This window comes from Streptomyces sp. NPDC031497 (assembly GCF_055580905.1).
The window spans coordinates 487,395-513,129 of sequence record NZ_JBVIKO010000003.1 but is presented as its reverse complement, the minus strand read 5'-3'; the positions used below and the strand labels follow the sequence as shown (position 1 = coordinate 513,129).

The following is a 25,735-nucleotide window of genomic DNA, read 5'->3' as shown; positions in this document are numbered from 1 at the left end:
CATGAACGCCGTCCTGCGCATCCTGCTGCGCCGCGTCGTCCTGCTGGTGCCGCTGCTGCTCGGCATCGCCCTGTTCGTGTTCCTGGTGATGCGCTTCTCCGACGTCGACCCGGCGTCCGCGTTCTTCCAGGGCGCCAACCCCACCCCGCAACAGCTCCACGACTTCCGCGAACGCAACGGCCTCCTCGACCCCCTGCCGCTGCGCTACGTCCACTTCGTCGGCGACCTGTTCCACGGCGACCTCGGCACCAGCGCCCTCACCCGCACCCCGGTCCTCGAACAGGTCGCCACCGCCCTGCCGCTCACCCTCCAGCTGACCTTCCTCGGCCTCGGCATCGCGGTCGTCCTGGCCCTCACCGGCGGCGTCACCGCGGCCATCTACCGGGACCGCTGGCCGGACCAGGTCATCCGCGTCCTCTCCCTGATCGGGGTCGCCGCCCCCGCCTTCTGGCTGGCGCTGCTGATGATCCAGTACCTCGCGGTCGACCGGGGCTGGTTCCCGTCGGGCGGCTACATCAACCCCGAGGACTCCGTCACCGGCTGGCTGAGGACCATGGCTCTGCCCGCCCTCGCGCTCTCCCTCCCGGTCGCCGCCCAGCTCACCCGGATCGTCCGCACCTCGGTGGTCGAGGAACTCGACCGGGACTACGTCCGCACGGCGATCGGCAGCGGCCTGCCGCCCCATGTCGTGGTCGGCCGCAACGTCCTGCGCAACGCGCTCGTCAACCCGCTGACCGTGCTCGGCCTGCGGGTCGGCTACCTCCTCGGCGGCGCCGTCGTCATCGAGACCATCTTCGCCCTGCCCGGCATGGGCAAGCTGATGATCGACGCCGTGCAGAACGGCGACCCGGCCGTCGTCCAGGGCGTGGTCCTCACCACCGCGACCGGCTTCGTCGTCGTCAACCTCGTCATCGACGTCCTCTACCTGCTGGTCAACCCCCGTCTGAGGGAGGCGACATGACGATGTTCACCCGCGCGGCCCTCACCACCGCCCTGGCCCGCCCCGGCGTACGCCTGCGCAGGCTGTCCCCGCTGTCGAAGACGGCCCTCGCCTTCCTGACCCTGATCGTCCTGGTGGCGGTGTTCGCCCCCCTCCTGGCCCCCGACGACCCCCTCGCCCAGCAGGCCCCCGCCGACGGCACCGGGCACCCCTCCGCCGGCCACTGGATGGGCCAGGACAGCCTCGGCCGGGACATCCTCAGCCGGCTGATGTACGGCGCCCGCTGGTCCCTGGCCATCGGCCTCGGCGCGACCGGTCTCGCCCTGGTCGCCGGCGCGCTGCTCGGCGCCCTCGCGGCCACCTCCCGCAAGGCCGTCGACGAGACCCTGATGCGCTGCCTGGACGTGGTGATGGCGTTCCCCGGCATCGCCCTGGCCGCCGTCCTGGTCGCCGTCTTCGGCGGCGGCATCACGGTCCTGATCTGCGCGATCGCCTTCCTCTTCACCCCGCCGGTGGCCCGCGTGGTCCGGGCGAACGTCCTCGACCAGTACGGCGAGGACTACGTCACCGCGGAACGCGTGATCGGCGCCCGCACCCCGCACATCGTGCTCCGCCATGTGGCCGTCAACTGCGCCGCCCCCGTCCTGGTCTTCTGCACGGTCCAGGTCGCCGAGGCCATCGTCTTCGAGGCGTCCCTGTCCTTCATCGGCGCGGGCGTCCGGCCCCCGGACCCGTCCTGGGGCAGCGTCATCGCGGACGGCAAGAACATGGTGCTGACCGGAGGCTGGTGGGCGACCCTCTTCCCCGGCCTGCTGATCCTGCTCACCGTCCTCTCCCTGAACATCCTCTCCGAGGGCGTCTCGGACGCGTGGGCGTCACCGGCGGGCAGGGAGGTGGAGCCGACGGGAGCCGATCCGGTGGAGACCGTCGACCGAGGCGAGGTCCTGGAGCTGCCCGGCCTGGCGGAGGCGGGCGAGCGGCTCCGCGCCCGCGCCCGGCCCCCCGTTTCGGACGGGCGACCGGTACTGGCCGTGGAGCGGCTGGCCATCGGCTTCCCCGACCGCCACCGGGGCGTGAACATCGTCGACGGCATCAGCTTCGAGGTGTACCCGGGCGAAGTCCTGGGCCTGGTGGGGGAGTCGGGCTGCGGCAAGTCGCTCACCGCACTGACGATCATGGGCCTGCAGCCGAAGACGGCACAGGTCAGCGGGCAGATCCGGTACGCCCCGAAAGGGGCGCGGGGCCGTGTGGAACATGCGGCTGCCGCCGCGCGGGCGCGACCAGCCCCCACCCACCCGCAGCCGCCCGTGGATCTGACCGTTCCCCACCGCCGCCTCCTCGGCCACGAACTCGCGATGGTCTACCAGGACGCCCTGTCCTCCCTGAACCCCTCCATGACCGTCAACGCCCAGCTCAAGCAGCTCACACGGCGCGGCGGCCACCGCACCCCCGCCGAACTGCTCGCCCTCGTCGGCCTCGACCCCACCCGCACCCTCCGCAGTTATCCCCACGAACTCTCCGGCGGCCAACGCCAGCGCGTCCTGATCGCGATGGCCCTCTCCCGCGACCCCCGCCTGATCATCGCCGACGAACCGACCACCGCCCTCGACGTCACCGTCCAGGCCCAGGTGATGGAACTCCTCCTGCGCCTCCGCGAGGAACTCGGCTTCGCGCTGATCCTCGTCTCGCACGACCTCGCCCTGATCGCGGACGTCACCGACCGGGTGGTGGTGATGTACGGCGGACAGATCGTCGAGACCGGCGTCACCGCGGAACTGGTCGCCGCCCCCACCCACCACTACACCCGCGGCCTGCTCGGCAGCGTGCTGTCACTGGAGTCCGGGGCCGAGCGGCTGACCCAGATCAGGGGCGTGGTGCCGTCCCCCGCCGACTTCCCGGCCGGCTGCCGCTTCGCGGACCGCTGCCCGGTGGCGAGCGAGGTCTGCCGTACGACGGCACCGGACCTCGTCGGCTCCCGCGTCCACACCGCGGCCTGCCACCACCCCGCCGTCGACCTGGCGAGCACCGAGGCGGTGACATGAGCGCGGTGGAGCTGTCCGGCGTCCACGTGGTCCACCGGGCTCGCGGCGGGGGCGTGTTCGGCCGGGACCGGGTGTACGCGCTGACCGGCGCCGACCTCACCGTGGCGCCCGGCGAGACGGTCGGCGTGGTCGGCGAGTCGGGGTGCGGGAAGTCGACGCTGGCGAAGGTGCTGGTCGGCATCCAGCGGCCGACCGCCGGCACGGTCTCCTTCCACGGCCGCGACCTGTGGGCGATGCCGGGCGCCGAACGCCGGTCGACCGTCGGCGCCGGCACCGGAATGATCTTCCAGGACCCGTCGACGGCCCTCAACCGCCGGCTGCCGGTACGCCGTATCCTCCGCGACCCGCTGGACGTCCACGAGCGCGGTACCCGGGCCGAACGGGAGGAGCGGGTACGGGAGCTGATGGGCCTGGTCGGTCTGCCACGGGCCCTTGCCGAGGCCCTGCCCGGCCAGCTCTCCGGCGGCCAGCGGCAGCGGGTGGCGATCGCCCGGGCGCTGGCCCTGGACCCCGACCTGGTGGTGGCCGACGAACCGACCAGCGCCCTGGACGTCTCGGTCCGCGCCCAGATCCTCAACCTCCTCCTCGACCTGCGGGAGCGGCTCGGCCTCGCCATGGTCTTCGTCTCCCACGACATCCAGACGGTACGGCGGATGAGCGACCGGGTGATCACCATGTACCTGGGCCGGATCGTCGAGGAGACCCCGGCCGCCGAGGTCACCGGGCACGCCCGGCACCCGTACACCAGGGCCCTGTTCTCGGCCACCCCCGGCCTGCTCCGCCCGATCGACCCCATCCCGCTCACCGGTCCGGTGCCCTCGGCCACCCGCCCGCCGTCCGGGTGCCCGTTCCGCACCCGCTGCTGGAAGGCGGACGACGAGTGTGCCGTCCGCATGCCTGACTTCACGGCCGCGTCACGCACCGCTCACCGCTACCGCTGTCACCATCCACTGGAGGAGGACCAGCCGAGCCACCGCCTGCCCAGGGAGACCTGATGACCCTGCCCACCCCCCACACCCGTGAGCCGAAGGGACGCGCTCCGGCTTCCAGCGCCCCGGAGGGGAACGGTCAGAAGATGGTGTCCGGTGTCGTACCGCCCGTCTGCACCCCCCTGACACCGGACCGCGAGGTGGACGTCCCGTCCCTGCGCAGGCTCGTCGACCATCTGGTGGCGGCCGGGGTGGACGGCCTGTTCGTCCTCGGTTCGACGTCGGAGGTGGCGTATCTGACGGACCGGCAGCGCAGGCTGGTCACCGAGACCGTGGTGACGCACGCGGCCGGGCGGCTCCCGGTGCTGGCGGGCGTGATCGACATGACGACACCCCGGGTCCTGGACCACGTCGAGTCCGTCACCTCCGCCGGCGCGGACGCGGTCGTCGTCACCGCGCCCTTCTACACCCGCACCCACCCCGCGGAGATCGCCCGCCACTTCCGTCTGGTCGCCGGCCGCTCGCCCGTCCCGGTGATCGCCTACGACATCCCGGTCGCCGTCCACACCAAGCTCCCCGCCGGCCTGGTCCTGGAGCTGGCTGCGGACGGGGTGCTGGCCGGGCTGAAGGACTCCAGCGGCGACCTGGCGGGCTTCCGCGAGGTCGTCACCGGCAGCCGGAACCTGCCCCGCTTCAGCGCGCTGACGGGCTCCGAGCTGACCGTCGACTCGGCCCTCGCGCTGGGTGCCGACGGGGCGGTACCGGGTCTCGCCAACGTCGACCCGGACGGCTATGTCCGTCTCCACCGGCTCTGCCGGGCCGGTGACTGGGAGCGGGCGCGGGCGGAACAGGAGCGGCTGTGCGGGCTCTTCCGGATGACCGGCGTCGGGGACCCGGCCCGGATGGGCGGCAGTTCGGCGGCGCTGGGAGCGTTCAAGACGGCGCTGCACCTGCGGGGGGTGATCGGCTGCCCGGCCACGGCCGAACCGCAGGTACCGCTGTCGGAGGCGGAGACCGAGTGCGTGGGGAAGTTCCTGGCGGGAGCGGGGCTGCTGTAGCCGCCCGCGCCGGCGTCCGGGACAGACTCCGGCCGAGTCTAGGCACGCAGCGCCACCTCAGTGATGCGAAGCGTGAAATTCCCGGTGGCGGGGGAGCCAGGTGAGGTGAACGCGAAGAACCTCCCCGTCGGCTCCTGCGCCGTCGACACCCGTACCGGACGGCTGGGCATCGTCATGGGGCACGAGGGCCCCTATGTGCAGCTGAGGCCGTACGGGGGAGGGCGCGAGTGGGACGCCCACCCGGACGCCGTACGGACCGCGACCCAGGCCGAACGGCTCAGCGCGGCCACCGCCCACGCCAACGCCCGCAGCCGCGGCGAGGTGCCTTGAAGGTTCCGGTCCGGACCGGTCCCGTGCCACGGCAGGGCAGAATGGGCGCATGAGCCTGTTCCGCGACGACGGCATCGTGCTGCGCACCCAGAAGCCGGGTGAGGCGGACCGGATCACGCTGCGGCCGTGCGGGGGCCACGGCATCCGACCGCGGCCGCGCCGCGGGCCGCGCCCCCAGCCGGCCGGGGCAGGTGCGCGATGAGTCTCTTCCGCGACGACGGCATCGTCCTTCGGACCCAGAAGCTCGGCGAGGCGGACCGCATCATCACCTTGCTCACCCGCGGCCACGGCCGGGTGCGGGCCGTCGCTCGCGGGGTGCGGCGGACCAAGTCGAAGTTCGGGGCGCGGCTGGAGCCGTTCTCCCATGTCGACGTGCAGTTCTTCGCGCGGGGGAGTGAGCTGATCGGGCGCGGGCTGCCGCTGTGCACCCAGAGCGAGACCATCGCGCCGTACGGCGGCGGGATCGTCACCGACTACGCCCGGTACACCGCCGGGACGGCCATGCTGGAGACCGCCGAGCGGTTCACGGACCACGAGGGCGAACCGGCCGTGCAGCAGTACCTGCTGCTGGTGGGGGCGCTCAGGACCCTCGCCCGCGGCGAGCACGCACCTCACCTCGTCCTCGACGCCTTCCTGCTGCGCTCCCTCGCCGTCAACGGTTACGCGCCCAGCTTCGACTCCTGCGCCAAGTGCGGGATGCCCGGCCCGAACCGTTTCTTCTCGGTCGCCTCCGGCGGCAGCGTCTGCGTCGACTGCCGGGTGCCCGGCAGCGTCGTACCCTCGCCCCAGACCCTGGTTCTCCTCGGCGCCCTGCTTACGGGAGACTGGGAGACCGCGGACGCGGCCGAGGCGCGGCACGTCCGGGAGGGCGGCGGGCTGGTGTCCGCCTATCTGCACTGGCACCTGGAGCGGGGGCTGCGCTCGCTCAGGTACGTAGAGAAGAGCTAGAGGGAGACGAGAAGCACATGGTCGTACGCGGGATCCTGGGGAGCCGGCGCCGCGAGTACAGGACGCCCGAGCCGCATCCGTCCGGTGCCCGCCCGCCGAAGCTCCCGGGCGAACTGGTCCCGAACCATGTCGCCATCGTCATGGACGGCAACGGCCGCTGGGCGAAGGAGCGCGGGCTGCCGCGCACCGAGGGGCACAAGGTCGGCGCCGAGCGCGTCCTCGACGTGCTCCAGGGGTCCATCGAGATCGGCGTCCGGAACATCTCCCTCTACGCCTTCTCCACCGAGAACTGGAAGCGCTCGCCCGAAGAGGTCCGCTTCCTGATGAACTTCAACCGCGACTTCATCCGCAAGACCCGCGACCAGCTCGACGAACTCGGCATCCGGGTGCGCTGGGCGGGCCGGATGCCCCGGCTGTGGAAGTCGGTCGCCAAGGAGCTCCAGGTCGCCCAGGAGCAGACCAAGGGCAACGACCTGCTCACCCTGTACTTCTGCATGAACTACGGCGGCCGCGCCGAGATCGCCGACGCCGTGCAGGCCATCGCCGAGGAGGTCAAGGCGGGTCGCCTCGACCCGTCGAAGGTCTCCGAGAAGACCATCCAGAAACACATGTACTACGGGGACATGCCGGACGTGGACGTGTTCCTGCGCCCCAGTGGCGAGCAGCGCACCTCCAACTTCCTGCTCTGGCAGAGCGCCTACGCCGAGATGGTCTTCCAGGACGTCCTGTGGCCTGACTTCGACCGCCGTGACCTGTGGCGCGCCTGCCTCGAATTCGCCTCCCGGGACCGCCGGTTCGGCGGCGCCATCCCCAACGAGGAACTGCTGGCCATGGAGGGCAACCACCCCGGCGACTGACGGCCACCCGCCGTTCACGCGAGCCGTCCAGGATGCGGGAGATCATGCCTGGCCACCTCCCGGTCTCCCGCCTCTGGAACGGTCCCTCATGAAGCGTGTCACCCCTGTCCTCGCCCTGGGCGCCCTGCTCCTCACCGCACTGCCCGCGCACGCCGCGGACAACGGGCTCACCCACCGCGACAGTTACGGCACCAAGGCCGTGTACTCCCCGGGCCAGAACCCGCGCACCTATCAGCAGGCGCCCGCCGGGTACACCGCCGTGTTCACCGAGAACGTCTCCCGGCACGGGTCCCGCTCCGCCACCGACGGCGAGGACGGCGACATCATCCTCGCGCTCTGGAACCAGGCCGAGGCGGACGGCCAACTCACCAAGCTCGGCAGGGAGTTCGGCCCGGACGTGCAGGCCCTCGAAGCGGCCATGAGCGCCGTCGGGTACGGCAACCTCAGCGGCCGCGGCAAGGACGAACTCCGCGCCACCGCCGTCCGCCTGGAGAAGCGCCTGCCCTCCCTCTTCTCGTCCATCGCCAGGAACGGCGAGAAGATCGACGTCGTCAGCTCGGGCCAGGGCCGCGCGGTCGACAGCGGTACGGTCTTCTCCACCGCCCTCACCGACGCCGACCCGGCGCTCAAGGCCTCGCTCGGCACCGCCCGGGTCGACAAGGACCTGCTCTACTTCCACAAGTCCGCCGGCGGCGCCGACTACCAGAAGTGGCTGGCGAACGACGAGCGGCTGGCCTCGACCCTGGAGACGGTCACCGACCAGCCGGCCTCGCACAAGGCGGCCGCCCGGGTGCTGGGCAGGATCTTCAAGCCGGCGTTCGTGCGGCGCGTCGTCGACGGCGAGTTCTCGACCACCGCCTCCGACATCACCGCCGCCCAGGCCGTCTACAACCTCTACGCCATCGCGCCCGCCATGAGCGAGGAGAGCCCGGAGGGCAAGGGCTGGGACTTCGACCGCTACATCGCCCCGCGCGACGCGGCCTGGTTCGGCTACCTCGGTGACGCCGAGGACTTCTACGAGAAGGGCCCGAGCTTCTCGGACAGCGACATCACCTACAAGATGGCGGGCGTCCTCCTCGACGACCTCTTCAAGCAGGTCGAGGCGAAGCGGGACGGCACCAGCACGCTGGGCGCCGAGCTCCGCTTCACCCACGCCGAGGAGATCATCCCGCTGGCCGCGCTGATGGGGCTGCCGGGCAGCGAGAAGGCCGCGACGCCGGGCCGGACGTACACCTACGCCGACAACCCCTGGCGCGGTGCCGAGGTGGCCTCCCTGGCCTCCAACATCCAGTGGGACGTCTTCCGGAAGGGCGACGACTACCTGGTGCGGATGCTCTACAACGAGAAGGAGATCGCCTTCAAGGCGGGCTGCCACCCGATCAAGAAGAACAGCAAGTTCTACGACCTGAACGAACTGGAGCGCTGCTTCGGGAGGGGCTGACCGGCACGCCTGCCCGCAGCTGTGTGGCTGACGCGACCGCAGCGCCCCGGAAGGGGCGCGGGGCTGTATCGATGTGCGGCTCCGCCGCGTGGGCGCGAGCAACCCCCATCGGGCCGCGCCCGGGCAACCGGCTCACCCCGCGGCGCACCCCGCGCAGTCCGCACACGTACCGAAGATCTCCACGGTGTGCGCCACGTTCACGTACCCGTGCTCCGCCGCGATCGCCTCCGCCCACTTCTCCACCGCAGGGCCCTCCACCTCCACCGCCTTGCCGCACACGCGGCAGACCAGGTGGTGGTGGTGCTCGCCGGTGGAGCAGCGGCGGTACACCGACTCGCCGTCGGACGTGCGCAGGACGTCCACCTCGCCGGCGTCGGCGAGGTTCTGGAGCGTGCGGTAGACCGTGGTGAGGCCCACCGAGTCGCCCTTGTGCTTGAGCATGTCGTGCAGTTCCTGCGCGCTGCGGAACTCCTCGACCTCGTCCAGGGCCGCCGCCACGGCTGCCCGCTGACGGGTCGAGCGGCCCTTCACGGGCGGTCCAGCGGTCGTCACCGGTTGCCTCCTCACAAACACTGCTTCTGCCGGGCCATTGTGCCAGCCCGGACTGTGCGCGGTCAGACGCCGACCTCGTCGGCGGCCTGCCGGCCGGCCGGAATCGCGCACTCCGCCGGATCCCCGGCGGGCCGTCGCGCGGCGGCCGCGCGGGCGCGTCGCCGGGCCAGCGGTGCGGCCAGCAGGCTCAGCACGATGAACGCGGCGATCGTCAGCAGCACGATCGTCGCGCCCGGCGGAACGTACTGGTAATACGACGTGATCGTGCCCCCGATCGTCACCGTCACACCGATCGCGACGGCGATCGCGAACGTGGCCGCGAAGCTCCGGCTGAGCTGCTGGGCGGCGGCCACCGGGACCACCATCAGCGCTGACACCAGCAGCAGGCCCACCACCCGCATCGCGACCGTCACCGTGACCGCGGCCGTGACCGCCGTCAGCAGGTTCAGCGCCCGCACCGGCAGGCCCGTCACCCGGGCGAACTCCTCGTCCTGGCTCACCGCGAACAGCTGCCGGCGCAGACCGAGGGTGACCAGCAGGACGAACGCGGCCAGCACGCAGATCGCGGTCACGTCCGACTCCGACACCGTCGACAGCGAGCCGAAGAGGTACGACATCAGGTTGGCGTTGGAGCCGCCCGGCGCGAGGTTGATCAGCATGACGCCGCCGGCCATCCCGCCGTAGAAGAGCATCGCGAGGGCGATGTCGCCGCGGGTCCTGCCGTACCAGCGGATCAGCTCCATCAGGATCGCGCCGAGGACGGAGACGGCCGTGGCCATCCACACCGGGGAGGTCGAGAGCAGGAAGCCGAGGCCGACGCCGGTCATGGCCACGTGGCCGATGCCGTCGCCCATCAGGGCCTGGCGGCGCTGGACCAGGTAGATGCCGATGGCGGGGGCGGTGAGGCCGACCAGGACGGCGGCGAGCAGGGCCCGCTGCATGAAGGCGTAGTTCAGGAAGTCCATCAGCTCAGCAGTCCCGTGCGGATCGGCGCGTGCTCGTGGGGGTGTACGTGGTCGTGACCGGGGAGGGCGTGCTGGCCGACCGCGCGCGGCGGCGGGCCGTCGTGCAGGACACAGCCGTCGCGGAGCACGACCGCGCGGTCGATCAGCGGCTCCAGCGGGCCCAGTTCGTGCAGGACCAGCAGGACCGTGGTGCCCTGCTCGACCTGCTCGCGCAGGGTCCGCGCGAGGATCTCCTGGCTGGCCAGGTCGACGCCCGCCATCGGCTCGTCCATGATCAGCAGTTCGGGCCGGGCGACCAGGGCGCGGGCGATCAGCACCCGCTGGTGCTGGCCGCCGGAGAGCGCCTCGACGTTGTCCTTGGCCCGGTCCGCCATCCCGACCAGGCCGAGCGCGTCCCGTACCGCCTGGTGGTCGGCCTTGCGGAAGAGGCCGAAGCGGGTGCGGGAGAGGAGGCCGGCGGAGACGACCTCGGTGACGGTGGCGGGGACACCGCCCGCGGCGGTGGTGCGCTGCGGCACGTAGCCGACCCGGGACCAGTCGCGGAAGGTGCGGCGCGGGGTGCCGAACAGGGTGATCTCGCCGCCGTCGGCCGGTACCTGGCCGATGATCGTGCGGATCGCGGTCGACTTGCCGGAGCCGTTCGCGCCGAGCAGCGCGACGACCTCACCGCGGTGCACGGTGAGGTCGATGCCCCGCAGCACGGGGCGTGAGCCCAGCTCGGCGGTGACACCGCGCAGGGATATGACGGGCTCGCCGGTGGTCATCTCGTCTCCGCTCACTTGGTGCCCAGGGCCGTCTGGAGGGCCTTGAGGTTGGCTTCCTGGACGGCGAAGTAGTCCTTGCCGCGGGACTTGCCGGTGATGCCCTCGATCGGGTCGAGGACGTCCGTCCTCAGTCCGGCGTCGGCGGCGATGGTCTTGGCGGTCTTGTCGCTGACGAGCGTCTCGTAGAACACGGTGCTGACGCCGTCGGCCTTGGCCATGGTCTCCAGGTCCTTCACGCGTGCCGCGCTCGGCTCCGACTCCGGGTCGAGGCCGTTGATGGCCTCCTCGGTCAGGCCGTAGCGCTCGGCGAGGTAGCCGAAGGCCGCGTGGGTGGTGATGAAGACCTTGGACTTGGTGTTCGCCAGACCGTTCTTGAACCGGGTGTCGAGCGCGTCCAGCTTCTTGACCAGGGCCGCGGTGTTCTTCCGGTAGTCGGCCGCGTGGTCCGGGTCGGCCTTCTCGAAGGCCTTGCCCACCCCCTCGGCGACCTGGGCGTAGCGCACCGGGTCCAGCCAGATGTGCGGGTCGAGGCCGGACAGCTCCTCGTTCTTCGAGGTGTCGTGGGAGGCCGCGTGGCCGCCGGCCTCGTTACCGTGCTGCTCCAGCGTGGTCAGGGAGGCCGCGTCGATCTTCGTCTTCACCGAGGACTGGGCGACGGCGTCGTCGACGGAGGGCTGGAGGTTCTTCAGGTAGAGGACCGCGTCGGACTTCTCGATCCCGATGATCTGCTTGGGGCTGATCTCCAGGTCGTGCGGTTCCTGGCCGGGTGATGTGAGACTGGTGACGTGGACGTGGTTCCCGCCGATCCGGTCGGCGAGGAAGGCCATCGGGTAGAAGGACGCGACGACGTCGAACCTGCCGGTCTGGGCCGCCGTGGCGTCGCCGCCGCACGCGGAGAGGGTCGCTATGCCGAGTGCGGTGACGGTGGTCGCGGCGGCCGTGGGTATGAGGCGTCGTCGTACGTTCATGAGACTCATTTTCAACAAATATGGAAACCGTTGTCAACAAGCAGCGGTAAGGCCTCGGTAAGCCCTGGGTGGTCTGTCCGTCATGGGGGACCGATTTGGTCGAGGGGGATCCCCCGCCGGTAACCTGAAGCATTCGCTCTGAAGCATCTCGCTTCGTCGCCCGTCGTCGTAATGAAGAGAGCACCGTGGCCGCCGACAAGATCGACACCATCGTCAGCCTGAGCAAGCGCCGTGGCTTCGTATTCCCCTGCAGTGAGATCTACGGCGGCCAGAAGGCCGCCTGGGACTACGGGCCGCTCGGTGTCGAGCTCAAGGAGAACCTGAAGCGCCAGTGGTGGCGCTACATGGTGACGTCGCGCGAGGACGTGGTCGGTCTCGACTCGTCCGTCATCCTGGCCCCCGAGGTCTGGGTGGCCTCCGGTCACGTCGCCACCTTCACGGACCCGCTGACCGAGTGCACCGCCTGCCACAAGCGGTTCCGCGCCGACCACCTGGAGGAGGCCTACGAGGCCAAGCACAACCGCCTCCCGGAGAACGGTCTGGCGGACGTGAACTGCCCGAACTGCGGCAACAAGGGCCAGTTCACCGAGCCCAAGCAGTTCTCGGGTCTGCTCTCCACGCACCTCGGCCCGACCCAGGACAGCGGCTCGGTCGCCTACCTGCGCCCGGAGACCGCGCAGGGCATCTTCACCAACTTCGCCCAGGTGCAGACCACCTCGCGCCGCAAGCCGCCGTTCGGCATCGCGCAGATGGGCAAGTCCTTCCGCAACGAGATCACGCCCGGCAACTTCATCTTCCGCACCCGCGAGTTCGAGCAGATGGAGATGGAGTTCTTCGTCAAGCCGGGCGAGGACGAGAAGTGGCAGGAGTACTGGATGGAGCAGCGCTGGAACTGGTACACCGGCCTGGGCCTGCGCGAGGAGAACATGCGGTGGTACGAGCACCCGAAGGAGAAGCTCTCCCACTACTCCAAGCGCACCGCTGACATCGAGTACCGCTTCCAGTTCGGCGGCAACGAGTGGGGCGAGCTGGAAGGTGTCGCCAACCGCACCGACTACGACCTGAACGCCCACTCCAAGGCCTCCGGCCAGGACCTCTCCTACTTCGACCAGGAGGCCGGGGAGCGCTGGACGCCGTACGTCATCGAGCCGGCGGCCGGTGTCGGCCGCGCGATGCTCGCGTTCCTCCTGGACGCGTACGTCGAGGACGAGGCGCCGAACGCCAAGGGCAAGCTGGAGAAGCGCACGGTGCTGCGCCTGGACCACCGCCTGGCGCCGGTGAAGGTCGCGGTGCTGCCGCTGTCCCGCAACCCCGAGCTGTCCCCGAAGGCCAAGGGGCTGGCCGCCGCCCTGCGGCAGAACTGGAACATCGAGTTCGACGACGCCGGTGCGATCGGCCGCCGCTACCGTCGCCAGGACGAGATCGGTACGCCGTACTGCGTGACCGTCGACTTCGACACGCTCGAGGACAACGCGGTCACGGTCCGCGAGCGTGACTCGATGAAGCAGGAGCGGATCTCGCTGGACCAGATCGAGGGGTACCTCGCCGGGCGCCTGCTGGGCTGCTAGGTCCGGGGTCCCGCCGCTTTTCGCCCACCCTCCAGCCGACTCGTCGGCTGGAGGGTGGGCGTTTTGGGTTCGGTGGCTCTGCTCAGCGGTGCTGCAGCGCCTTGACGTTGTCGCCGAAGGTCCAGTTCTTCGAGCCGTCCCAGTTGAGCGACCAGGTCATCAGGCCCTTGAGGGACGTGCCGTAGTGGTTCCAGGCCTGTGCGACCAGGGTCGGTGACATGTAGCCGCCGCCCGCGCCGGACTGTGCGGGCAGCCCCGGCACCTGCTTGTCGTACGGCACCTTGATCGTCGTTCCCTGCACGACCAGGCCCTTGTTGAGGCAGTCGGTCTGGGCGGTGAAGCCGGCCACCGTGCCCGCCGAGTAGGAGTCGCCGGAGCAGCCGTACATGCTGCCGTTGTAGTACTGCATGTTGAGCCACCACAGCCGGCCGTTGTCGGCGTACTTCTTGACGATCGGCAGGTAGGCGCCCCAGATCGAGCCGTAGGTGATGCTGCCGCCGGTGACGTACGCCGTCTCCGGGGCCATCGTCAGGCCGAAGCCCGCCGGCATCTGGGCGAGGACGCCGTCGATGATGCGGACCAGGTTCGCCTGCGAGGTGGAGAGCTGGGTGATCGACCCGCTGCCCACCAGGCCGGTCTCGATGTCGATGTCGATGCCGTCGAAGTTGTACTTCTTCAGGATCGGCACGATCGTCGCGACGAACCTGTCGGCCACGGTGGACGAGCTGAGATCGATGCCGGCCGCCGCGCCGCCGATCGACAGCAGGATGGTCTGGCCGGCGGCCTTCGCCGCGCACATTTCGGCGGGCGTCGCCACCTTCACGCCCGCGTCCATGCCGTCCTCCCACAGGGCCGTTCCGTCGGAACGGATCACCGGGAAGGCCGCGTTGACGACGTTGTAGCCGTGGGCGGCGATCCGGGAGTCGGTGATCGGGGTCCAGCCGAACGGCGGGTGGACGCCGTTGGCGGAGCCGTCCCAGTTCTCCCAGTAACCCTGTAGGACCTTCCCGGCGGGCCGCGACTTCACCGCGCAGGTGTCGGCGGCGGAGGCGGGCGCGGCGGCGGGGAGCTGGGTGAGTGCGGCGGTCGCCAGCGCGGCGGCGAGCAGGCTGAGGGCGCGGCGGAGCATACGGATCCTCCCGGTGGGGGTGCGGCGAGGTGTCGTAGCCATGACAGTGCTCGTGGTCCAGACCTCTCGTCAATAGGTCTGGACCAGAAACGGGGGCGTCGCGGCGTCCGGTGGCGGGTATGGAATGACAGATATTGAAATCTGTCAGCTGTCATGTCAGGGTGGAGTCATGACGATGCACACGCGCTCCCTCGGAACCACCGGCCCCTGCACCTCGGCCCTCGGCCTCGGCTGCATGGGCATGTCCGCCCTCTACGGCGAGGCCGACCGCGCCGAGTCGATCGCCACCGTCCACGCGGCCCTCGACGCCGGCGTGACGCTCCTCGACACCGGCGACTTCTACGCCATGGGCCACAACGAGATGCTGGTCGGCGAGGCCCTGCGCACCGCCCCCGCCGCCCTCCGTGAAAATGCCCTGACCAGCGTCAAGTTCGGCGCCCTGCGCGACCCGGCGGGCGGCTGGAACGCCTACGACGGCCGCCCGCAGGCCGTGAAGAACTTCGCGGCCTACTCCCTCCAGCGCCTCGGCGTCGAGCACATCGACGTCTACCGGATCGCCCGCGTCGACCCGGACGTGCCGATCGAGGAGACGGTCGGCGCGATCGCCGAACTGGTCGAGCAGGGATACGTCCGGCACATCGGCCTCAGCGAGGCCTCCGTGGCCAACATCCGCCGGGCCGCCGCCACCGCGCCCATCTCCGACCTGCAGATCGAGTACGCGATCATCACCCGCGACATCGAGCGGGAGATCCTGCCCACCACCCGTGAGCTGGGCATCGGCATCACCGCGTACGGCGTGCTCTCCCGGGGCCTGATCTCCGGCCACTTCACCCCCGACCGGCAGCTGGGCGCGGGCGATTTCCGGGCCTACTCGCCCCGCTTCCAGGGCGAGAACCTCCGGCACAACCTCGACCTCGTCGAGGCGCTGCGTAAGATCGCCGACGAGAAGGGCGTGACCGTCGCGCAGATCGCCATCGCCTGGGTGCTCTCCCGGGGCGAGGACATCGTGCCGCTCGTCGGCGCCCGCACCCGCGAGCGGCTCGCCGAGTCGCTGGGCGCGCTGGACGTCACGCTGGACGCGGCCGACCTGGCGGCGATCGAGGAGGCGGTACCGGCGGACGCGGCGGCCGGCACCCGCTACCCGGCCGCGCAGATGAGCCATCTCGGCACCGAGCACTGATCGCGGCGCCGGGTACCGTCTAGGCCATGGCAGCGACGTCCCCGACCCCGACCCCGACCCCGGCCCTGACCGCCGAGCGCATCCTTCAGGCGACCGAGGAGGTGCTGCGCCGGCACGGCCCGGCCAAGGCCACCGTGGTGGACGTGGCCCGCGCGCTCGGCGTCAGCCACGGCAGTGTCTACCGGCACTTCCGGACCAAGGCGGCGCTGCGCGAGGCGGTGACCAAGCGGTGGCTGGACCGCACCTCGGAACAGCTGTCCGGCATCGCGGCCGCGGACCGCGCTCCGCGGGAGCGGCTGCGCGACTGGCTGTGGGCGCTCTTCGACGCCAAGCGCCGCAAGGCGGGCGACGACCCGGAGCTGTTCGCGACCTACATGGTGCTGGTCGACGAGAACGGCCCGGCGGTCACCGAGCACCTCGACGACCTGACCGGACAGCTCGCCGGGATCCTCCGGGACGGGGCCGGCACGGGAGTCTTCACCGTGTCCGACCCCGCCGCGGCGGCCCGGGTCGTCTTCCAGGCCACCGGCCGCTTCCACGACCCGGGCTACGCCCGCGAGTGGGTGCGGCCGGAGGCCGAGGCGGACTTCGCCTCGATGGTGGACCTGCTGCTGCGCGGCCTCAGCTCACCTTGACCGTCACGGTCGGGGAGTAGACCTTCTTGCCGACCGCGGAGACCCGCAGGTGCTCGGTGCCCGGGTTGCTGAGCTTCGCGGTCAGCGAGTAGGAGCTGCCGTTCTTGACCTTCGCGGTCGCCTTGAGCGGGATCCACTTGCCGCCCTTCTGGTGCTGGAGCACCAGCGGCCAGCCGACCTTCAGGCCGGAGGTGCGGCCGCTGAGGGTCACGGAGTCACCGGGCTTGACCGAGGTCGTGTTCGCCTTGACCGAGATCGAGGCCATGGTGGTCGGGCTCGGCTTCGGCTTCGGACTGGCGCTCATGGTGGGCGACGGGGTCGGCTTGGCCTCGGTGGCGAAAGCCCCGGCGGAACCGGCCGACAGCAGGGCCACGGAGAGCGCACCGGCGGCGAGGGCTCGGGAGATCTGGCGCTGGGTGGTGTGCATGGAAGTACTCCTGTCGAGGGACGGGGGGACCTCTCAAGGCTTGGCCGGGTCGCGCCGGGCGGCGACCCGGGCGCTCTCGGAAGCGGTGCGCACCACCCTCGGATTCGGTAAAGACCGCAGGTGGCAACGGGTGCTCTGACCTTGTGATTCCTGTCCGGAAGCTCACCCGAACGGCGTAACGCGCGAGCTAGGCGGTGACCCGCCAGAAGTCCCGCATCAACGGGGTCGGCGTCGGACCCGTCATGGCCGTCTGTGTCAACAGGACCGTGACCGTGCCGGTGGCCGGGACGAGGTGCGCGGTGGTGCCGGTGCCGCCCACCCAGCCGTAGCGGCCGGGAACGTTCCAGGGGTCGGCCGGGGTGACGTCGACCTGGCCGCCGTAGCCCCAGCCCTGGCCCTCCAGGAAGAGGGTGGCGCGCTCCCGCTGGGCCGCCGTCAGATGGTTGGTGGTCATCCGGCTGACCGAGGTGGCGGACAGGAGCCGGCGGCCGTCCGGGGCGACGCCCGCGTTCAGCAGCAGCCGGGCGAACGCCAGCCAGTCGTCGGCCGTGGAGACCAGGCCCCCGCCGCCCGAGGGGAAGCGCGGCACGCGGTTGAAGTCGCCGTCCGGGGTGTCCGTCAGGCGCAGCGTGCCGTCCTCGGCGGGGGCGTAGGACGAGGTGAAGCGGTCCCGCTTCGACGCCGGCACCTCGAACGCCGTGTCCCGCATGCCCAGCGGCTCGAAGATCCGCTCCGCCAGGAAGTCCGGGAAGGTACGGCCCGACACCCGGGCGACCAGGATGCCCTGCAGGGCGGACGAGGTGCCGTACAGCCAGGCCTCGCCCGGCTGGTGCAGCATCGGCACCTGGGCGAGCAGGCCCAGCCAGGTGTCCGGGTCCGGCCAGTCCTGGAAGGGGCGGCTGTGATCCTGCACCGCGAACAGGGCCTGCGCGGCGGGCAGCGCGAAGTCGTCGGGAAGGCCCCAGCCGGCGCGGAAGCTGAGCAGGTCCTCCACGGTGACCGGGCGGTCGGCCGGCACGACGTCGTCGACGGGGCTCGCGGGCGTCCGGACCACCACCGGCTTGGCCAGCTCGGGGAGCCACTCGGCCACCGGGTCGCCGAGCCCGATCAGCCCCTCGTCGACCAGCATCAGCACCGCCGCCGCGGTGACCGGCTTGGTGATCGACGCGATCCGGAAGATCGACTCCCGGGTCATCGGCGCGGACCCCTCGGCATCCACGTCCCCGACGGTCACGACCTCCACGTCGGCACCCCGGGCGACCAGCCCGACGGCCCCGGGAATCGTTCCGCCGTCGACATGGCGGCGCAGGGCGGCATGGAGCGGGGACTCGGTCATCGGTCGTCCTTCCGTCGGGTGCGGTCGGGTGTACGACTCCCGCACCGGCGGAAACTCATCGGGAGGGCTGGGCTCCCGCGGGGTCCACGGTGGCCTGGTGGGCCTCGGCCAGATGCTCCTCCGCCTTCAGCCAGGGCAGGAACTGCGCGCTCTGCCGCCAGCCGCAGGTGTCACACCTGATCGTGCGCTGGATGCCGGTGCGCTCCACCCGCACCGTGTGTTCCCGCCCGTGCTGGTCCCACCGGCTGACCTTGCTCGAGTCGATCTGTGACATGACGCCTCCGAGTCGGTGCCCGATCTGCCGTTCGGCACGTGTCGACGCAAGGAGTGTGCAGCACGATCAACATCAACGGGGATTTCTTCACAGCTAGTTGGCCAAGCCGTGTCCGGCCGGCCGGGTTCCCGCCGCTGGACAGGACGTTCCCGGTGTACATCCGGGCTGCCGGACCAACCCTCCGACCACGAGCCCGACTTGGTGTACCGGCGGAAACCCTGGACACGGCATTGACCAAGGCTCAAGATGAGAGCGACCTTAGCTGAAGCGGCCACCGGCACGGAGAGGCGATGCTGCCGGATCCTCAACGTTTCCTGGCCGTCTCCGGCCGCCGGATCGCTCGCGCCGAGGGCGCGGCCCAGGTCGTCAGGGAGCTGTGCCTGTCGACCGTCCCGGACCTGGCGGACGGGGTGTTCGTCTACCTCGCCGAGCAACGGCGGGACCCGGACGGCCCGTTGCGCCTGCGCCTGGACGGACTGCCGGCCGAACTCGGCGGCCTGATGGGCGGCACACCGCCGGCCGTCGCCCCGGTGCCGTCCGACGGCGTGCTGGCCGGATTCCTGCGGTGCGGCAGAGCACACGGCAGGGGTCCGGACGACGTCGAGGAGGCCCTCCGCGAGCTGCTGGGGACCGCTTCCCGTCTCCCGCAGGGGAACAGGGTCCTGCTCGCCCCGCTGCGCGCGCCCGACGCCGTCGTGGGCGTGGCGGTGTTCCTGCGGCGCATGGACCGGGAGGACTTCGTGGTGGACGACATCGCCCTGGCCGACGCGCTGGCGGCACAGGCCGCGCTCGGCGTGAACGAGGACACCGGCGCCCCGCAGGCCCGGCCCGCCGCCCTGCCCAAGGCCCCGGACGAGGACCGGCTGCGCTACGTCGGCGCCGCCACCCGCCGGATCGCCCGCGGCTTCGACACCGACGAGATCGTGCTCGGCCTGTGCCGGGCCGCCGTACCGACGTACTCGGACGCGGCCCTCGTCTATCTGCGCGACCCGCTGCCGGTCGGCGACGAACGCCCCAACGGCCCCGCCGTGCTGCGGCTGCGCCGCACCGACCGGATCAAGGGCCCCGGCGCGGAAGGCCTGGTCTGGCCGGCGGAGACCGTGGACGACGAGCAGGACGACCTGGACGCGGCCGACTGGAGCGAGGTGGTGCCCGGCGGCGCGCTCGCCGAGGTGCTGCGCGGGGTCCGGCCGGTGTTCGCCGACGACCCGGCCACCCGGGCCGCGCTGAGTGAACTCGTCGGCGAGGACAGCGCGTTGAACGGCTGGGCCGGTACGCACGCGATCCTCGCCCCGCTGCGCGGCCGCCGCCGGGTCACCGGCGCGGTGGTCTTCCTGCGCCGCCCGGAACGCCCGGCGTTCGAGCCCGCCGACCTCCTGGTCGCCGCCCAGCTGGCCACCCACACCGCGCTCGGCGTCGACAAGGCGGTGCTGTACAGCCGCGAGGCCTTCATCGCCGACCGGCTGCAGCGCGCGATGCTGCCGCACTCCCTGCCCCGGCCCACCGGCGTCCGGCTGGCCGTCCGCTACCTCCCCGCCGCCGAGACCGCGCGCGTCGGCGGCGACTGGTACGACGCGATCCCGCTGCCCGGCAGCCGGGTGGCCCTCGTCGTCGGCGACGTCATGGGGCACTCCATGACCTCGGCCGCCGTCATGGGCCAGCTGCGCACCACCGCGCTCACCCTGGCCGGCCTCGACCTGCCCCCGCAGGAGGTGCTCCACCACCTCGACGAGCAGGCCCAACGGCTCGGCACCGACCGCATGGCGACCTGCCTGTACGTCGTCTACGACCCGGTCTCGCACCGCATCACCGTCGCCAACGCCGGGCATCCGCCGCCGATCCTGCTGCACCCCGGCGGCAAGACGGAGGTCCTCGCGGTGCCGCCCGGCGCCCCGATCGGCGTCGGCGGCATCGACTTCGAGGCGGTCGAGCTGGACGCGCCCGCCGGGGCGACCCTGCTCCTGTACACCGACGGCCTGGTCGAGTCCCGGCTGCGTGACGTGTGGACCGGCATCGAGCAGCTGCGCGAACGGCTCGCCGCCACCGCCCAGTTGACCGGCCCCGACCGGCCGCCCCCGCTGGAGGCGCTGTGCGACGAGGTCCTCGACATGCTCGGGCCGGGCGACCGGGACGACGACATCGCGCTGCTCGCCGCCCGCTTCGACGGCATCGCGCCGAGCGACGTGGCCTACTGGACCTTCGAACCGGAGGTCGGCAGCCCCGGCCGGGCCCGCCGGCTGACCCGGCAGGCCCTGGCCGGCTGGGGCCTGGAGGAACTCACCGACACCGCCGAGCTGCTGGTCAGCGAGATCGTCACCAACGCCGTACGGCACGCCTCCCGCCCGATCAGCCTGCGGCTGCTGCGCACCGACGTGCTGCGCTGCGAGGTCGGCGACGACGTGCCGCAACTGCCCAGGCTGCGCCGGGCGTCGCCCGAGGAGGAGCACGGCCGGGGCCTGTTCCTGGTGAACCGGCTGGCCCGGCGCTGGGGCACCACCCGGCTGGGGACCGGCAAGAACGTGTGGTTCGAACTGGGCGGTCCCGCGGGCTGAGGTCCGCTCAGCCCACCGTCCGCGGCAGCCGCAGACTGAGCAGTCCGGTCAGCACCACCAGGCCCAGCTGCACCAGCAGCGTGATGACCAGGGCGTCCCGGGTGCCGTGGTGCGGGACCAGGGAGAGGAACAGGGTGCCCAGCGTGGCCACGCCCAGGGCCAGGGCGGACTGCTGGGTGGTGACCATCACCCCGCTGCCGACGCCGGCCCGCGCGGCCGGCACCTCCGACATCACCAGCCGCAGCACGTTGGGGAGCTGGAGCGCCTGACCGGCACCGGCGACCGCGACCCCGGGGAGCAGCCCGGTGAAGTCCAGGTGCGGCCAGTCCCGCCAGGCGGCCAGCGTGATGAGGACGATGCCGATCCCCTGGAGCACCGAGCCGGCCGTCACCACCCGGCTGCCGTACCGGGCGATCAGCCGCGGCCCGGCCAGCGACACGAACAGGAAGGCGACGGCCATCGGCGCGAGCGCCAGCCCCGCCGGGACCGGGTCCATCCGCTCCCCGCTCTGCAGGCCCACGGCGATCACGAACATGAACCCGCTGAAGCCGATGGAGAACGGCACCATCATCACCAGACCGCGGCGCAGCGAGGCGAGTTCGAACAGGCTCGGCGGGACCAGCGGGGTACGGCCGGCCCGGTCGGCGCGGCGCTCCACGGCGTAGAAGGCGGACGCCACCCCCGGGAACGCGGCCAGCGACAGCCAGGTCCACAGCGGCCAGCCCGCCGCCCGGCCCTCGGTGAGCGGGGCGAGCAGGGTCAGCAGGGAGAGGGCGAGCAGTACGGTGCCGGGTCCGTCGACGGGCTCGGGCTTCTGCGAGCGCGTCTCCGGCACGAACCGGGCGCCGAGGACCAGCCCGACGACCACGACCGGCACGTTGACGAGGAACACGGCGCGCCAGCCGGTGCCCGCGATGTCGGCGGCGACCAGCACCCCGCCGAGTATCTGCCCGGCGACCATCGAGAGACCGGCGGTGGCGCCGTACAGGCTCATGGCCTTGGCGCGGCGGCCGCCGCTGGTGGCGGCCTGGATGGTGGCGAGGACCTGCGGGAGCATCGCGGCGGCCGCGGCGCCCTGGGCGACCCGGGCGGCCACCAGCGACCAGGCGCCGGGCGCGAGTCCGCAGGCCAGCGAGGTCAGCCCGAAGGCGGCCATGCCGGCGAGGAAGAGCCGGCGGCGCCCGAACAGGTCGCCCAGCCGGCCGCCGAGCACGAGCAGCACGGCGTAGGCGACGCCGTACCCGGCGACGACGAGTTCCAGGACCGCCTCGCCGGCGTGCAGATCGGTTCCGATGGTGGGCAGGGCGACATTGACGATGAAGAAGTCGACGAGGGGCAGCGCCGCGGCCAGCAGGACGGTGAACAGTCCGGGGCCGCCGAGCGCGGGTGCCGCGGACGGGGACCGCACGGCCGGAGTGGTGACGGTTTCGGTCATGGCCATGAGCCTGCTGCGTCGCGCAGACTGGTACCAGAGTCTTCTTATCCTGGTAGAAGAAGTACCTGGAAACAGGATGCGGTCCGAGGCAGGCTGGAGGCATGACGACCATGGCGCACGAGACGGCGGCCCCTGCGGTCCCGGTGGCCCCGGTGGTACGGAGCGCGGGCATCCGGCGCAGCGAACTGGCCGCGTTCCTGCGCAGCCGCCGCGACCGGATCACCCCGGAGCAGGTGGGCCTGCCGCACGGCACCCGCCGCCGCACGCCCGGCCTGCGCCGCGAGGAGGTCGCACAGCTCTCCGCGGTCGGCGTCACCTGGTACACCTGGCTCGAACAGGCCCGGGACATCCAGGTCTCCGTGCAGGTCCTGGACGCCCTGGCCCGCGCCCTCCTGCTCGACGCGAGCGAGCGCAGCCACCTCTTCCAGCTGGCCGGCGCCGTCGACCCGACCCCGGCCGCGAGCTGCACGGGCGTCACCCCGGCCATGCGGGAGATGCTGCGCGCCCTGGAGCCCTTCCCGGCCTGCATCCAGAACAGCCGGTACGACATCCTCGCCTACAACCGCACCTACGCCCGTCTGATGGGCGACCTGGAAGCGGTCCCGCCCGAGGACCGCAACTGCATGATCCTCGTCTACACCCACCCCGAGTGGCGCCGCTCGATCGTGCACCTGGAGGAGACCCGCCGTCTGATGGCCGCGAAACTCCGTGCCTCGATGGCCGGTCATCTCGGCGAGCCCGCCTGGAAGATGCTGGTCAAGCGACTGACGGCGGAGTCCGCGGAGTTCCGCGCGAACTGGGAGCGCTACGAGGTGGTGGACCCGCGCACCCGGACCAAGCAGTTCCTCAACCCGTACGTCGGCTTTCTCTCCCTGGACCACACGGATCTGTGGCTGACCCGCGAGACCGGGGCGCGCATGGTGACCTACACGCCGACGGACGAGGAGTCCCGGGAACGGCTGGAGAAGCTGTACGCGCTGGCGTCGGCCGTGACGGCGAACTCCTGACCGGATTACGGGAATTCGTTCGGTCAACTGAGTACGGATACTCAGGACCGGGGGACCGTCCTGCCCCGACCATGCAGGAGGGGAGAGGAAACGACGACTGGCCCCGGGGGAGACGACGATGGAATCCGGCCCTGCCCGCACCCTTGTCCGACTGGTCCGTCTGATGTGTGCCAACCGCCTTTCGGCGGCCTACCTCTGCCTGGTCGCCGTGGTCATCGCCAAGGCCGCCGTCGGCTCCCTCCCGGGGGCGGACCCCGGTACGGACTACGCCTGGCTGTGGGCGCCCGTGGTCACCTTTCCCGCGTTCCCGCTCGTCTCGGCGATCGGCGGGACGGCCTGGGACGCGGACGCGCCGAACCGGTTCTTCGTCGGCATGATCGTCGTGTCGGCGCTGCTCCAGGCCCTGGCCCTGGGCGCCCTGCGCGAGGCCGTCCTCGCCCGCCACCGCCGCGCTATCCACTCCCCGTGACGCCCGGGGCCGCGTCCGGCCCGCCGAGCAGTTCCCGCGCGGCGGCGAACGCGGCCCGTACGGTCGTGGGGTCGGCGCCGGGGCGGGCGAGGGCGCTCATCGGGATGGGGGTGACGGCGGGCAGTCCGCCGTACCGGGTCAGGCCGTCCGGGGCCGCGCCGACCGCGGCGATGAGAGCGACGCCCTGGCCGGTGCGGGCGATGTCGAGGACGCCCGCGAGATAGCCGGCGTCGCCGACGACCGTGGCGGGGACACCGTGTGCGGCGAGGGTGGCGATGGCCCGGTGGCGGATGGCGCAGGGCTCCTCGATGGCGACCAGCGGGACGGGGGAGGGGGCGTCGGGCCGCTGCCAGCCGGGGGTGGCGTGCCAGGAGAGCGGGAGTCCGCCGACGGGCGTGCCCTCGGTGGCGGCGGCCTCGGTGACGTACACCGCCACGTCGACACTGCCCCGCTCGACCGCCTCCACCAGCCGCGCGGAGCGGTCGATGCGGTAGCGGACCCGGCAGCCGGGCCGCACCTCCTGGACGGCGGCGGTCAGGCGCGGCAGGAACTGGTCGGCCGCGTGCTCGGTGGAGCCGATGGTGACCGTGTCGCCGTCCGTGTCCAGCAGCACGCGCACGGCCTCGTCGTGGACGGCGAGGATCCGCCGGGCCTGTTCGAGCAGCAGGCGCCCCTCGGGCGTGAAACGGGTGCCGCGCCCCTCGCGTTCGACCACGGGGTGCCCCAGCGTCTTCTCCAGCCTGCGCACATGCTGGCTCACCGCCGACTGGCTGAGGGCGAGCGCGCGGGCGGCGCGGTGGAAGCCGCCGCAGTCGGCCACCGCGGTCAGGCTGCGCAGGGCCACGATGTCAAGGACGGGGCGGGACATACCGGTGACGGTAGCTGTTCAGCCAACCGATCGCGATCCCTGATCGGTTTCGATGCGGAATCATCGTTGGACGCGTTCGGTCACCGCCGGTCATGATGGACGCATGTACGCGACCGCCACGGCTGCCCTTCTGACGCAGCGCCGAGTCATCGACTTCGGCGTGGCGTGCAGCGCCCGCTGTCGCTGAATCACCCGCGCGTACGCGCGTCCTCCCGCCGCCCCCACCAGGCCTGCCGCGTGGCTGACACGTGCCGGTGACGGCCGCCCCTCCTCCCCCTCTTCCCCTCTCCTCCCCTTCTTTTCCCTTCTCTTGCCTTCTCTTGCCTGCTCTTCCCCCTGCTCCGGAACGGGAGTTGCCCCCTCATGCCCTTCTCCTGGGACGAACCCGAAGGCCTCGCCGCACGCGGCACGCTGATCGTGCTGGCCGGCCGAGGCGAACACGGCGGTGTGTACGAGCGGTTCGGCCGCCGGCTCGCCTTCGACGCCTACCGCGTCCGCGCCCTCGGCGACCCGGTCGCTGATCCGACGGTCCTCGACCAGGCCGCCAAACTCCTCGCGGACGAGTCACTGCCCGGCCCCAAGGTGCTGGTCGGCTCGGACACCGGCGCCCGGTACGCCGTACAGCTGGCCGCCGAACCGGCCCCCGGCGTCGACGCCCTGATCCTGGCCGGACTGCCCACCGGGCCCTGGGCGGCGGGCGGTTGGGAGACGGAGGCCGAGGCGCGCACCGGCTGCCCCACCCACCAGGGCCGGCTGACCGGCGATCCCGCCTTCCGGCGCGGCGCCCTCGACGAGACCCCCGACCTCCCCGACCTGCCGTGGGACCGGGTACGGGTGCCGGTGCTGGCCCTGCACGGCAAGGACGACGTGGTCAGCCCCCTGACGGCGGCCCGCGCGGCCTACGCCGGTTCCCCGGCGCACCTGGTGGAGTTCACGGACGGCCGCCACGACATCCTCAACGACGCCCTGCACCGCACGGCCGCCGCCACCGTCGTGCTGTTCCTGGAACGGCTGCGGCTCTCACCCGAGCTGCCCCTGATCGCGCAGGGCCTCGCGTGAGC

26 protein-coding genes are annotated in these 25,735 nt (G+C 71.9%); 16 read left to right on the top strand and 10 right to left on the bottom strand.

The window, feature by feature from the left end; all coding sequences use genetic code 11:
* The first annotated feature begins 1 nt into the window (after position 1).
* From ACZ5K7_RS08295 to ACZ5K7_RS08255, 9 genes are all read left to right on the top strand, one after another.
* Positions 2-961, top strand: coding sequence for an ABC transporter permease (locus ACZ5K7_RS08295; protein ID WP_468911836.1), 960 nt, complete (start codon positions 2-4; stop codon positions 959-961).
* Positions 962-963: 2 nt separating this feature from the next.
* On the top strand, positions 964-2,982 hold the full coding sequence (locus ACZ5K7_RS08290) for a dipeptide/oligopeptide/nickel ABC transporter permease/ATP-binding protein (RefSeq protein WP_468912013.1): 2,019 nt from the start codon (positions 964-966) through the stop codon (positions 2,980-2,982).
* Positions 2,979-3,977: an oligopeptide/dipeptide ABC transporter ATP-binding protein gene (locus ACZ5K7_RS08285; protein WP_468911833.1), complete on the top strand. Its 999-nt coding sequence runs from the start codon at positions 2,979-2,981 to the stop codon at positions 3,975-3,977. Before ACZ5K7_RS08290 ends, ACZ5K7_RS08285 begins: the two co-directional genes overlap by 4 nt.
* A gap of 80 nt (positions 3,978-4,057) precedes the next feature.
* Positions 4,058-4,969 carry a dihydrodipicolinate synthase family protein gene (locus tag ACZ5K7_RS08280; protein ID WP_468912010.1) on the top strand — a complete coding sequence of 304 codons (912 nt, stop codon included), beginning with the start codon at positions 4,058-4,060 and terminating at the stop codon, positions 4,967-4,969.
* A 105-nt stretch (positions 4,970-5,074) separates the two neighbouring features.
* On the top strand, positions 5,075-5,299 hold the full coding sequence (locus ACZ5K7_RS08275) for a hypothetical protein (RefSeq protein WP_351692899.1): 225 nt from the start codon (positions 5,075-5,077) through the stop codon (positions 5,297-5,299).
* A 49-nt stretch (positions 5,300-5,348) separates the two neighbouring features.
* Positions 5,349-5,501, top strand: a complete 153-nt coding sequence (locus ACZ5K7_RS08270) for a hypothetical protein (RefSeq protein WP_468911830.1) — start codon at positions 5,349-5,351, stop codon at positions 5,499-5,501.
* A complete protein-coding gene (recO, locus tag ACZ5K7_RS08265; RefSeq protein WP_351691460.1) occupies positions 5,498-6,247 on the top strand; it encodes a DNA repair protein RecO in 750 nt (249 codons plus the stop codon). The genes ACZ5K7_RS08270 and recO overlap by 4 nt, the downstream gene beginning before the upstream one ends.
* Before the next feature lie 17 nt (positions 6,248-6,264).
* Positions 6,265-7,104: an isoprenyl transferase gene (locus ACZ5K7_RS08260; RefSeq protein WP_351691463.1), complete on the top strand. Its 840-nt coding sequence runs from the start codon at positions 6,265-6,267 to the stop codon at positions 7,102-7,104.
* A gap of 88 nt (positions 7,105-7,192) precedes the next feature.
* Positions 7,193-8,545, top strand: a complete 1,353-nt coding sequence (locus ACZ5K7_RS08255; RefSeq protein ID WP_468911826.1) for a histidine-type phosphatase — start codon at positions 7,193-7,195, stop codon at positions 8,543-8,545.
* A gap of 132 nt (positions 8,546-8,677) precedes the next feature.
* Here the strand turns inward: ACZ5K7_RS08255 and ACZ5K7_RS08250 are convergent, their stop codons facing one another.
* The 4 genes from ACZ5K7_RS08250 to ACZ5K7_RS08235 form a co-directional block, all read right to left on the bottom strand.
* On the bottom strand, positions 8,678-9,097 hold the full coding sequence (locus tag ACZ5K7_RS08250) for a Fur family transcriptional regulator (RefSeq protein ID WP_351691469.1): 420 nt from the start codon (positions 9,095-9,097) through the stop codon (positions 8,678-8,680).
* A gap of 62 nt (positions 9,098-9,159) precedes the next feature.
* On the bottom strand, positions 9,160-10,062 hold the full coding sequence (locus ACZ5K7_RS08245; protein ID WP_351691472.1) for a metal ABC transporter permease: 903 nt from the start codon (positions 10,060-10,062) through the stop codon (positions 9,160-9,162).
* A complete protein-coding gene (locus ACZ5K7_RS08240; protein WP_468911822.1) occupies positions 10,062-10,826 on the bottom strand; it encodes a metal ABC transporter ATP-binding protein in 765 nt (254 codons plus the stop codon). The genes ACZ5K7_RS08245 and ACZ5K7_RS08240 overlap by 1 nt, the downstream gene beginning before the upstream one ends.
* Before the next feature lie 11 nt (positions 10,827-10,837).
* Positions 10,838-11,794 (bottom strand): metal ABC transporter substrate-binding protein, encoded by a 957-nt coding sequence (locus tag ACZ5K7_RS08235; RefSeq protein ID WP_468911820.1) that lies wholly within the window; start codon positions 11,792-11,794, stop codon positions 10,838-10,840.
* 185 nt (positions 11,795-11,979) lie between these two features.
* Here ACZ5K7_RS08235 and ACZ5K7_RS08230 point away from each other — a divergent pair, with 185 nt between their 5' ends.
* A complete protein-coding gene (locus ACZ5K7_RS08230) occupies positions 11,980-13,362 on the top strand; it encodes a glycine--tRNA ligase (RefSeq protein WP_351691481.1) in 1,383 nt (460 codons plus the stop codon).
* A gap of 82 nt (positions 13,363-13,444) precedes the next feature.
* On the opposite strand, the gene ACZ5K7_RS08225 is transcribed toward ACZ5K7_RS08230, so the two are convergent.
* Positions 13,445-14,491, bottom strand: a complete 1,047-nt coding sequence (locus ACZ5K7_RS08225; protein WP_351691484.1) for a chitinase — start codon at positions 14,489-14,491, stop codon at positions 13,445-13,447.
* Between the two features lie 169 nt (positions 14,492-14,660).
* On the opposite strand from ACZ5K7_RS08225, the gene ACZ5K7_RS08220 reads away from it, so the two are divergent.
* Positions 14,661-15,671, top strand: coding sequence for an aldo/keto reductase (locus ACZ5K7_RS08220; RefSeq protein ID WP_468911816.1), 1,011 nt, complete (start codon positions 14,661-14,663; stop codon positions 15,669-15,671).
* 26 nt (positions 15,672-15,697) lie between these two features.
* On the top strand, positions 15,698-16,306 hold the full coding sequence (locus ACZ5K7_RS08215) for a TetR/AcrR family transcriptional regulator (protein ID WP_468911813.1): 609 nt from the start codon (positions 15,698-15,700) through the stop codon (positions 16,304-16,306).
* Here ACZ5K7_RS08215 and ACZ5K7_RS08210 read toward each other — a convergent pair.
* From ACZ5K7_RS08210 to ACZ5K7_RS08200, 3 genes are all read right to left on the bottom strand, one after another.
* A complete protein-coding gene (locus tag ACZ5K7_RS08210; protein WP_351691493.1) occupies positions 16,293-16,733 on the bottom strand; it encodes a hypothetical protein in 441 nt (146 codons plus the stop codon). The two genes, ACZ5K7_RS08215 and ACZ5K7_RS08210, sit on opposite strands and share 14 nt — an antisense overlap.
* A 187-nt stretch (positions 16,734-16,920) precedes the next feature.
* Positions 16,921-18,069: a serine hydrolase domain-containing protein gene (locus tag ACZ5K7_RS08205; protein ID WP_468911810.1), complete on the bottom strand. Its 1,149-nt coding sequence runs from the start codon at positions 18,067-18,069 to the stop codon at positions 16,921-16,923.
* Positions 18,070-18,124: 55 nt separating this feature from the next.
* Positions 18,125-18,343, bottom strand: coding sequence for a hypothetical protein (locus ACZ5K7_RS08200; protein ID WP_351731121.1), 219 nt, complete (start codon positions 18,341-18,343; stop codon positions 18,125-18,127).
* 290 nt (positions 18,344-18,633) lie between these two features.
* Here ACZ5K7_RS08200 and ACZ5K7_RS08195 point away from each other — a divergent pair, with 290 nt between their 5' ends.
* Positions 18,634-20,895, top strand: coding sequence for a SpoIIE family protein phosphatase (locus ACZ5K7_RS08195; protein WP_351691502.1), 2,262 nt, complete (start codon positions 18,634-18,636; stop codon positions 20,893-20,895).
* 7 nt (positions 20,896-20,902) lie between these two features.
* Here the strand turns inward: ACZ5K7_RS08195 and ACZ5K7_RS08190 are convergent, their stop codons facing one another.
* Positions 20,903-22,330: an MFS transporter gene (locus ACZ5K7_RS08190; RefSeq protein WP_351691505.1), complete on the bottom strand. Its 1,428-nt coding sequence runs from the start codon at positions 22,328-22,330 to the stop codon at positions 20,903-20,905.
* A 101-nt stretch (positions 22,331-22,431) separates the two neighbouring features.
* Here ACZ5K7_RS08190 and ACZ5K7_RS08185 point away from each other — a divergent pair, with 101 nt between their 5' ends.
* Positions 22,432-23,337: a helix-turn-helix transcriptional regulator gene (locus ACZ5K7_RS08185; protein ID WP_468911802.1), complete on the top strand. Its 906-nt coding sequence runs from the start codon at positions 22,432-22,434 to the stop codon at positions 23,335-23,337.
* 118 nt (positions 23,338-23,455) lie between these two features.
* The gene (locus tag ACZ5K7_RS08180) at positions 23,456-23,806 is read left to right on the top strand and encodes an SCO4225 family membrane protein (RefSeq protein ID WP_468911799.1); all 351 of its coding nucleotides are present in this window, start codon (positions 23,456-23,458) and stop codon (positions 23,804-23,806) included.
* On the opposite strand, the gene ACZ5K7_RS08175 is transcribed toward ACZ5K7_RS08180, so the two are convergent.
* A complete protein-coding gene (locus tag ACZ5K7_RS08175; protein ID WP_468911796.1) occupies positions 23,790-24,674 on the bottom strand; it encodes a LysR family transcriptional regulator in 885 nt (294 codons plus the stop codon). The genes ACZ5K7_RS08180 and ACZ5K7_RS08175 overlap by 17 nt on opposite strands.
* 363 nt (positions 24,675-25,037) lie before the next feature.
* On the opposite strand from ACZ5K7_RS08175, the gene ACZ5K7_RS08170 reads away from it, so the two are divergent.
* Complete coding sequence (locus tag ACZ5K7_RS08170; protein ID WP_468911793.1) at positions 25,038-25,733, top strand: alpha/beta hydrolase; 696 nt, start codon at positions 25,038-25,040, stop codon at positions 25,731-25,733.
* The last annotated feature ends 2 nt before the right edge of the window (positions 25,734-25,735 follow it).